Annotated in this window: 7 protein-coding genes; 5 read left to right on the plus strand and 2 right to left on the minus strand. The window is 60.9% G+C overall.

From position 1 onward, the window contains the following. Positions 1–64 precede the first annotated feature (64 nt). The 4 genes from ACR0P8_RS07355 to ACR0P8_RS07370 all read left to right on the plus strand — a co-directional run bounded on the left by ACR0P8_RS07355 (position 65) and on the right by ACR0P8_RS07370 (position 5,534). Entirely contained in the window at positions 65–1,129 is a 1,065-nt protein-coding gene (locus tag ACR0P8_RS07355; protein WP_432624467.1) for an aldo/keto reductase, read from the plus strand. Between the two features lie 96 nt (positions 1,130–1,225). Beyond that, complete coding sequence (locus ACR0P8_RS07360; RefSeq protein ID WP_432624468.1) at positions 1,226–1,717, plus strand: MarR family winged helix-turn-helix transcriptional regulator; 492 nt, start codon at positions 1,226–1,228, stop codon at positions 1,715–1,717. 105 nt (positions 1,718–1,822) lie between these two features. Continuing rightward, positions 1,823–3,685 carry an ABC transporter ATP-binding protein gene (locus ACR0P8_RS07365; protein WP_432624469.1) on the plus strand — a complete coding sequence of 621 codons (1,863 nt, stop codon included), beginning with the start codon at positions 1,823–1,825 and terminating at the stop codon, positions 3,683–3,685. Position 3,686: 1 nt separating this feature from the next. Then, positions 3,687–5,534: an ABC transporter ATP-binding protein gene (locus tag ACR0P8_RS07370; RefSeq protein WP_432624470.1), complete on the plus strand. Its 1,848-nt coding sequence runs from the start codon at positions 3,687–3,689 to the stop codon at positions 5,532–5,534. Positions 5,535–5,668: 134 nt separating this feature from the next. Here ACR0P8_RS07370 and ACR0P8_RS07375 read toward each other — a convergent pair whose 3' ends face one another. Together ACR0P8_RS07375 and ACR0P8_RS07380 are read right to left on the minus strand one after the other, a co-directional pair. Beyond that, positions 5,669–6,808, minus strand: a complete 1,140-nt coding sequence (locus ACR0P8_RS07375) for an ATP-binding protein (protein ID WP_432624471.1) — start codon at positions 6,806–6,808, stop codon at positions 5,669–5,671. Positions 6,809–6,959: 151 nt separating this feature from the next. Next, a complete protein-coding gene (locus ACR0P8_RS07380; RefSeq protein WP_432624472.1) occupies positions 6,960–7,961 on the minus strand; it encodes an FAD:protein FMN transferase in 1,002 nt (333 codons plus the stop codon). Positions 7,962–8,942: 981 nt separating this feature from the next. Here ACR0P8_RS07380 and ACR0P8_RS07385 point away from each other — a divergent pair. Next, positions 8,943–10,121 (plus strand): FTR1 family iron permease, encoded by a 1,179-nt coding sequence (locus ACR0P8_RS07385; protein ID WP_432624473.1) that lies wholly within the window; start codon positions 8,943–8,945, stop codon positions 10,119–10,121. The last annotated feature ends 24 nt before the right edge of the window (positions 10,122–10,145 follow it).

The following is a 10,145-nucleotide window of genomic DNA, read 5'->3' on the forward strand; positions in this document are numbered from 1 at the left end:
GCCGGCTGCCGCATGTGTGCAAGAATGGGTGGCGGATACGATGACGACGGGGAGGAAGACGGTTATGGCGATTGCACGGAATGAGAGCGAATTGGCGGGGTTCAGGATTCCAAGGCTTGGCATGGGCACGATGGCGCTCGCCATCGAAGGACGGCCGGACCGCGATACTGCGATCGAGACGATTCATGCCGGTCTTGATGCGGGCGTGCGTTACTTGGACACCGCATGGTCGTACTATCTGCCGAGCCAACCGGGAACCGGAACCCCGGAGGATTTGGGATACGGCGAGAGACTGGTGCGAGACGCGTTGCGCACGTGGGACGGCCCGCGCGACGAGGTGCTGGTAGCCACGAAGACCGGCTACCGTCGCACGATGGAAGCTCCGGCTCCTGACGCCAGTGTGTCCGATTCTGGAGAATCGGACATTCAAGGGGTGCGGGGAGATGCTCAGATGTCCGATTCTGGAGAATCGGACACTCGGGATGCGAGTGCGCAGGAACGCCAGCACCTGCAGGCCGCCGGCAGCCGATACGGCTGGATGGCCGATTCGCGCCCGGAGACCATGATCCGTGATGCCAAGGAATCAGCCGTGCACCTCGGCGTGGACGCGCTTGACCTGCTCTACTCGCACGGCCCGGACCCTGCGGTTCCCTACGAGGATCAGGTGGGTGCGCTCAAGCAGCTGTTGGACGAGGGTGTGATCCGATATGCCGGCATTTCCCGCGTGGACAACGAGCAGATCGACATCGCACGCAGCATTCTGGGTGATGGTCTGGTTGCCGTGCAGAACCAGTTCTCGCCTTCACACCCCGATCCGGAACATACGATGGAGCATTGCGCCGAACTCGGCCTGGCCTTCGTCTGCTGGAGTCCGCTCGGTGGCTTCCTCGACGCGTTCGACCAGCATGCCTACGATACGTTCCGCGAGGTCGCAACCGCTCATGACTGCTCCTACCAGCGCGTGACGTTGGCGTGGGAACTTGCGCAATACGGCAAGCTGTTCACCATCCCCAGCGCCCGCAATCCACACGAGATCAACGATTCCTTCGCCGCCACCGCGCTCGACCTTACCCAGGGCGAGCTCGACGTGCTGAATCGTTCCGTATTCGGCGGTTCCCGCTCACGCTGACGGTTCAATAGTTTGATTCCTCCAAATAATTGTTTACACCGTAAGCTATCGTAGGCGGTTGTTTACGGACGTCTACGGTGTAAAGGAGGACGCTCATTGGGGTTCGAGCAGGAAGCATTTGAACGGCTGGTGCATGTCACCTGGGATAATCGATCCAAGATGCAGCGGGAGATGCTGCGTGGCGCCAAAGGTGAGCCGTTCGTCGTGCAGCAGCTGTATATCAAGGGGCCGATGACGCCATCCCAGATCGCGCAGGCCATGGGCGCCACCACCGGACGTGTCTCCACGCTGCTTGCCGGACTTGAGAAAAAGGGCCAGATCGTGCGCGAACCGGACCCGGATGACCGACGCAGTGTGCATATCCGTCTCACTGAAACGGGTGAGGAACGCGCGCACCGGCAGCGTGAGAGCATGCGCGACGCGATCTGCTGGATCTTTTCGCAGATGGGGGAGCGCAGGACGCGCGAATTCATCGACCTCACCACCGAATTCACCACGTACATGACGCTGTGCATGCCCGGCAAGCCGCGGCCCACGCCGGAACAGGTCGCCGAGGCGTTCTCAGGAAACACACAGGAAGAAGCGTAATATCTCACATCGTAAGTAATTTACGATGTAAAGTAATCGTCGATAGTAGCTTCGCCGACAATCGCAAATCGCATACAGAAAACAAATAAGAGAAGGAACCAATACATGCTTCGCATCATGCGATACCTCTCCAAAGCGGAGATAGGCCAGATGCTCATAGCGCTGGTCAGCATCGTCGGGCAGATCTGGCTCGACCTGACCCTGCCGGATTACATGTCCGACATCACCACGCTCGTGGAAACCCCCGGCAGCAAGATGCACGACATCTGGGTGGCCGGCGGCAAAATGCTGCTCGTCTCGCTCGGCTCCGCCGCCTGCGCCATCGTCACCGGCTACATCGCAGCCCGCGTCGGCGCCTCGTTCAGCCAGCGCCTGCGCTCGCTCGAATTCCGCAAGGTGGAAAGCTTCGGACCGGCTGAAATGAGCCGATTCTCCACCGCATCGCTCATCACCAGGTCCACCAACGACATCACGCAGATCCAGATGTTCATCACCATGGGTCTGATGATGATCGTCAAATCGCCGATTATGGCCGTATGGGCCGTGTGCAAGATCGCCGGCAAGGGATTCGACTGGACGCTCGCCACCGGCATCGCCGTGGCCATCCTGCTGGTGGCCATCGCCGTAATCATGCATTTCGTCATGCCGAAGTTCAAGGCCATGCAGCGCCTGACCGACAACATCAACCTTGTGGCCCGCGAGAACCTCACCGGCCTGCGCGTGGTGCGCGCCTACAACGCCGAGGACTACCAGGAAGCCAAGTTCACCAAGGCCAACAAGGAACTCACCGATACCCAGCTGTTCACCAACCGCGCCATGGCCATCATGATGCCGCTGATGAACACCATCATGAACGGCCTCATGCTCGCCGTGTACTGGATCGGTGCCTACCTGATCGACGCCGCCGAGCTGACCGACAAGCTCACCACCTTCTCCAACATGGTGGTGTTCTCCAGCTACTCCGTACAGGTCATCATGAGCTTCCTGCTCATGAGCATGGTGTTCGTGCTCTGGCCGCGTGCCGATGTGTCCGCGCAGCGTGTGCTTGAGGTCATCGACACCGATCCGCTCGTCACCGACGGTACGCACACCGAAGGCGAGCCCGGCAAGGAAGGCGAGATCGAATTCCGCAACGTGAGCTTCACCTACCCGGATTCGCGCGAGGCCATGCTCCAAGGCATCTCGTTCACCGCCAAGAAGGGCGAGACGGTGGCGTTCATCGGTTCCACCGGCTCCGGCAAGTCCTCGCTCATCAACCTGGTGCCGCGCTTCTACGACACCACGCAGGGCGAAGTGCTCGTCGACGGCGTGAACGTGCGCGACTACACGCTCAAGGCCCTGCGCGACAAGATCGGCTACGTGCCGCAGCAGTCGTTCCTGTTCAAAGGCACCATCGCCTCCAATGTGAGCTACGGCGACCAGCCGGGCGCACCCGACAACACGGTCGAAATGGCCGACACCTCCACCGCGGCCGGACGTAAACGCGAGAACGAGTTGCTCGCAGCCGAATCGGACCGCGCGCTCACCGCCGAACAGATGGCCGACGTGCGCAAGGCGTGCGACGTGGCCCAAGCCACCGAATTCGTGGAGAAGAAGGACAAAACCTACGAATCCGCCATCGCACAAGGCGGCTCCAACGTGTCCGGAGGCCAGAAGCAGCGCCTCTCCATCGCACGCGCCGTCTACCGCCATCCGGAAATCCTCATCTTCGACGACTCCTTCTCCGCGCTCGACTTCAAAACCGACCGTGCGGTAAGGGACGCGCTCGCAAGGGAAGCGAAGGACTCCACCAAACTGATCGTCGCCCAGCGCATCGGCACGATCATGAACGCCGACCGCATCGTCGTGCTCGATGACGGCAAAGTGGTCGGTCAGGGAACACACGAGGAACTGCTGGACAACTGCGATGTGTACCGCCAGATCGCACAGTCGCAGCTCAGCGAGGACGAACTGAAGGGAGGCCGCTGACATGGCAGGTGGCATGGGGCACGGTCGCAGACGCGGACCTGTTGAAAAGCCGCAGGATTTCGGCGGCGTGATGAAGAAACTGGCGCGTTTCTGCCGCCACTACATTCCGGCCATGATTTTCGCGCTGGTGCTCGGCGCAGCCGGCACAGTCTGCCAGATCGTCGGTCCGGACAAGCTCAAGGACATGACCAACGAGATCACCAAGGGTCTGCCGGCCCTCGTGCACGGCAGGCCGGTGCTGCGTTCGATCGATTTCGACGCGGTGAACCGCATCGCATGGCTGCTGGTCGCGCTGTACGTGGGATACGCCGTGCTCTGCTACGTGCAAAGCTGGATCATGGCGAACGTGACGCAGCGCACCGCGCAGCAGCTGCGTGAGGCGATCAGCGTGAAGATCAACAAGCTGCCGCTCAAGTACTTCGACAAGGTCAGCTACGGCGACGTGCTTAGCCGCATCACCAACGACGTGGACGCCATCGGCCAGACGCTCGGCCAGTCGCTCGGCTCGCTCATCACCTCCGTCACGCTGTTCTTCGGCGCGCTGATCATGATGTTCTACAACAACGTCATCATGACGCTGTGCGCGGTCGGCGCCTCGCTGCTCGGCCTGATCGTGATGGGCCTGATCATGAAGGTCTCGCAGAAATACTTCGCCCAGCAGCAGATCGCCCTGGGTGACGTGAACGGCCATGTCGAGGAAATGTACGCCGGCCACACCGTGGTCAAGTCGTACTGCGGCGAGGCCGACGCCATCCGTCGCTTCGAGAAGTACAACAACGACCTGTACGTCTCCGGCTGGAAGAGCCAGTTCCTCTCCGGCCTGATGATGCCGCTCATGAACTTCATCGGCAACTTCGGCTACGTGGTCGTGTGCGTGGTGGGCGCGGCGCTCGCTATGGACGGCAAGATCGAATTCGGTGTGATCGTGGCGTTCATGATGTACATCCGCCTGTTCACCCAGCCGCTGTCGCAGTTCGCCCAGGCCTTCCAGAACCTGCAGCGTTGCGCCGCCGCATCCGAGCGCGTGTTCGGCTTCCTTGAGGAGCCGGAGATGGCTGACGAATCCGGCAAGCAGGTGCTGCTCGGCGTCGGCGCGGACGGCAAGCCACAGCCGGTGCGCGGCGACGTGGAATTCAGCCACGTGCGGTTCGGCTATGATCCGGACAAGACGATTATCCATGACTTCTCGGCTTCGGTGAAGGCCGGCCAGAAGGTGGCTATCGTCGGTCCGACCGGTGCCGGCAAGACCACCATGGTGAACCTGCTTATGCGCTTCTACGAGATTTCCGGCGGCACGATTTCGATCGACGGCGTGGACACCAAGTCCGTGCCGCGCTGGAACGTGCACGACCAGTTCTCCATGGTGTTGCAGGACACGTGGGTGTTCCGTGGAACAGTGCGTGAAAACATCGCATACTCCAAGCCGGGCGTCACCGATGAGCAGATCGTCAACGCCTGCAAGGCCGTCGGCCTGCACCGTTACATCATGTCGCTGCCGGACGGCTACGACACCGTGCTTGACGACAAGGCATCGCTTTCGCAGGGTCAGAAGCAGCTGCTCACCATCGCCCGCGCCATGGTTGAGGACGCCCCGATTCTGATCCTTGACGAGGCCACCTCTTCGGTCGATACGCGTACCGAAGAGCTGATTCAGAAGGCCATGGACGCGCTGACGGTCGGCCGCACGAGCTTCGTGATCGCGCACCGTCTGTCCACCATCCGCGACGCCGACATGATTCTGGTGATGAACGGCGGCGACATCGTCGAACGTGGCACCCACGAGGAGCTGCTCGCGAAGTCCGGCTTCTACGCCGACATCTACAACAGCCAGTTCACGCTGACCGACTGATTGATTGGCTGGTCAGCCGGTCAAGCGGCCGGAATAATCCGACGCGCCGACCATGCGGAATCCGCCCGAACCCCACGGGCCCGATCCGCACGGTCGGCGCGTTTCGTGTATGGCGTCATGTAACGCTATCAGCCTCATGCCGTCCGCTTGAGATACTCTCCCAAATGCGGCACCGCGAATGCGACCAACCCGTGCCCCGCCGAGCGGATGACCCTATCCTTGATCAGCGCGGCTCGGTACTTGTTCACCCAACTGCGGCTGCGGCCGGTCCGCGACGTAATATCCCCGATCGCGGTCGCCTTCGGATAATCGGCGGTCAACGCGTGCAAAAATTCGATTTCCGCGGATTTCAGCCCATCCAAGGCCGGCGCGCATACGGCGTCATCAAAAGCGATCTGCGCATCGGCGATGCCTGCGGCGATATCATCCCCGGTGATCACGTCCGAATGCCGACGTTGCGCCGACTGCCACATGTAGTAGCCGACGAGCTGCACCATGTACGGATACCCGTCGGTCGCCTGCGCGGCCCGCCAGGCGTCATCGTCATTCATCGTTTTGCCTGAATCGACGACGGACTCGAGAAACGCGTTCTTCACGTCCAGCAGCGGAACGTTGTCAAGCTCGCAGCGCAACGCCCTGCGCAGGAACGTGGTGACATTATCGTTGACCAGATCATTGACCACGGACGGTAGTCCGGCGAAGACGATGGCAACCCCTTTCTTCTCGGTGTCGGGGATGTCGGTTTCGTCGATGGACGTGGTGACATGCTGTACGGCTGTGGCGATGGCGACAAGGTCGTCGATTGACGCGGCCTGGGTTTCGTCGATGGTGATGAGAATGCCTTTTCCCTTGCCGATTTTCCCGCTTTGCAGACGCTTTGATATGGCGTTGCGCAAGGTCAGCGGAATCGTGTTCGAAGACAGATTGATCTGGCCGAGACTCGCGTTCGCGATTCCGGGAATGCCGATTGATGGGCTGATGCTGGCCTGTTCGATGTGTGGTCCGTTGGAGGCGAGCGCGTCGATCAACCGCTGTGCGACACCGGGGGATGCGGTTTCGGAGATGACCTGCCACTTGCGTTCGCTGGCGATGCGGCGGAATTCCGTGAGCAGCACGGTTTTACCGAATCCGCGCTGTCCGGTGACCAGCATGATTCGGCCTGGTGCGCCGGCTCCGTTGTCCAGTCCTTCGGTGAATTCCTCGATGGCCGATTCGCGGCCGATGAGTATGGGAGGCATTTTGCCTGCGGTCGGCTTGAACGGATTCATCGCCATGATGTGCTCCTTGCCGTGCGTTGCTGGATTGTTGCATTGCCGAGTGAAAGTGCATGAATGTACACGAAAGTATACCAAAGTACACGAATGTGTACCAATGTGTACGAATGTACACGAAAGTGCATGGTTGGTGGCTTCGACTGGGTGCCGGCTAGTGGAAACAGCCGGGGAAACCGTCGCTGAGGCTGGCGTGGCGGTCGGCGTCCAGCATGGCGCAATCGAATGTGAAAACACGGCTCAGCACATTCGGATCGGCGACGAACAACGCAGTGGCCAGACCGTCCGCCAATGCGGTCGGGATATTGGAAAACGTGTTCGTGCGATGGCGGGCAGCCGTATCTGCGCCAGCATTCACATCCGTCCGCACGGCCACCCACGTGGCCTCCATTTGCTGCGCGGGCAGTCCGTCGATGGCGTTGAGCAGATGATGGATGGCCAGATGCGTCCGCTCGTCGACCGCCACCTCCCAATGGCGGCGACTGGGCGCGCTCGCGCAGAACGCACCATTGGCGATATGCGCCACGCCAACCGCGCGGGATGGGTCGTCCGGATCCTCAAGCGCCACGCTGATCGGCTTCTCGGCATGCACGAGCAGATCCCCTCCGGCGTCGATGACGAATTCCCCCGCATCCGCCAGCAAGCCGCCCAGCAGATCGACCAGATAGCCCTTGCCGCACGCGCCGAAATCCAAATGAACCGGGCCTTGCGTTGCCAATGTCCTACCTTCCGAACGCACCACGTCACGCTCCCATACGGCTCGCCCCCGCAAAGCACCCAAATGTCCACCGGCATCGGCCTCGACCGTGAAACTCAACGCGGGATCGTAGCCGAGACGAATCAGATCCTCACCCACGCACGGGTCGATCGCGCCGGAAGTGGCATCGCGCAACGCGTCGTACAGGTCGAACAGCGGCCCGGCCCAATCGGGGAAATCGAAATGTCCGCCATGTTCCGCACGCCCGATGCGCGCGACCAACGAATCGGCGCGGAACCGCGACAGCACCCGCTCGTAATCGTCGATGAATCGTTCCATTTCGCCGCGTAGCTCAGCGGAAACCGGCCGTGCCGTCGAAATCAGCAGACCGGTGCCGAGCGCATTGGGGAATGCGGTGGTGTGCGGCATGCGTCGCGCGAGTGTGTTGACGGAATCCATATCCCCGATGCTATCGCGTTGGCGATCGCGATGCGGGCGGGCATCATTGCTGAAAATGCGAAGTATATTTAATATTTCCCTTTTTTCGAGGTGAAATGTTAAGTATGTTTAACATTTTTCCGATTGGCTGCTGGATGGATGAGTTGCTGTCGCATGCCACGATGTGAGACGACACGCCGAAGTCGTCAAAAATAAAAATGGCGGAATTCCGCCGATTCTGGGAGTGCATTACAGCAGAACGTACCAAAAATCAAGACTGTTCTTCAAAAAACTTTCGTTCTATTTTGTTTTTTCGGTGCGCATGTCGCGTACGGCGATGAGGGCGCACCGAACAAGCTCGGAAGAAGGAAGGTTCGGAACATGTCATCTCGCGTCGCGCAGCGTCACGTAGCCGGTTCGTGCGATTCGCGCGTCCCGGTCTCCGGCTGTCTTGCCGCGCTTCTTGCGACGCTGATGATCGCGCTCGTCACGCTGTTCGCGAATACTGCGATTCCGCAGCGTGCGGTCGCCGCCGATGACAGCCAGACGGATTTCGATTCCTGGACCGCCGTGGCGGACAACATCGCCAAACAGCTCGACACCGCCGAACGGGATTACCGTGACGGCAACTACGGCCAGGCCGGCACCGATTTCCAGACCGCGCATTGGATCGGCTACGACGCGTCCAACTTCTCGAAGGCAGTCAACGACACCATCTCCGCCGACAAACAGACCGAACTGCTCAAGCAGTTCACCGATTTGGAAGGCCTCGCCTACCAGCAGGGGCAGGGTGACGCCATCTCCGGCGCCGTCGACGCGTTGAACACCGATCTCGACGCCGCCGCGAAGATGCTCGACGCGAACACCAGCCTCGCCAACCCGCGTGCCTACGCCAAACAGCGCGCCGCCGAAACCGCCAAGGAACGCAAGACGCTCGACGCGGCCAAGAAGAACTCCTCCAAAGGCAAAGGCGACCGCACGTGGAGCGACGTGGCCAAGGAAATGAACGTCATCCTCGACAAGGCATACCAGGCCGCCATCTCCAGCAAGGGATCGGAAGGCTCCAGCCTCGTCAACAACGCGTACTACCAGTACTACGAAAAGCTCGGCTTCGAAAAGAACGTGATGAACGCGATTTCCGGCGACCGCGTCTCCCAAGTCGAATACCAGTTCAAAATGACCCGCAAGACCATGCGTGACGGCGGATCCCAGAAGCAGATCAAGAAACTCGTCGACGACCTCAAAAGCTGGCTCGTCGAAGATGCCGCCACCCTCGATGGCGGCGCGTCCGGCAACATCAGCGGCTTCACCAAAGCCGTCACCAGCTCCGCCGGGCAGGCGTTCCTCATCCTCATCCGTGAAGGCCTCGAAGCGCTGCTCGTCGTGGCCGCCGTCGTGGCCTACCTCGTCAAATCCGGCAACAAGCGCTTCACCAAGTGGATCTACCTCGGCGTGCTCGCCGGCCTCGCCGGCTCCGGACTGATTGCCGTGCTCTTCACCTTCCTGTTCGGCGGCTCCGGCCCGATCCAGGAAATCAGCGAAGGCGTGTGTGCGCTCATCGCCATGCTCATGCTGCTGTGGACCAGCAACTGGATGCTCAACAAGAGCTCCGTGGAAGCATGGAACCGCTACATCCGCACCAAGACCGAAACCGCCGTGGCCAGCGCGCAAAGCAAGGTCGCAGCCGGAGAAGGCGTGAGCCTGGGCATGGTCGTCTCGCTCGCCATGCTGAGCTTCCTCGCCGTGTTCCGCGAAGGCGCCGAAACCGTGATCTTCTACGAATCCATCTACTCCATGAGCCAGGATTCGCAAGGCATGTGGATTGGCGGCATCGCCGCGGCCGTGGTGCTGCTCGTCATCTTCCTCGTGCTGCGCTTCACCTCCGTGAAGATTCCCATCGGCCCGTTCTTCCTCGTCACCTCGATTCTGATGGCCGTGCTTGTGGTCATCTTCGCCGGCGGTGGCATCCACGCGCTCATCGAAGGCGACCTCATCGACGGCCACTACCTGTCGAGCGTGCCGACGAACGATTGGATCGGCCTGTATCCGTACGTCGAATGCCTCGCCGCCCAAGCCGTCGCCGCCATCGCAGTGATAGCGCTGTTCATCGTCGGCTTCGCGCGCAAACGCAAGTTGCGCACGGCGGCTGATACGGGCGATTCGGACGCGACGCACGCCTGACGGCCGTACGCAATCCGTAATCGC

It is taken from the genome of Bifidobacterium sp. (assembly GCF_050874245.1).
GTDB lineage: Bacteria > Actinomycetota > Actinomycetes > Actinomycetales > Bifidobacteriaceae > Bifidobacterium.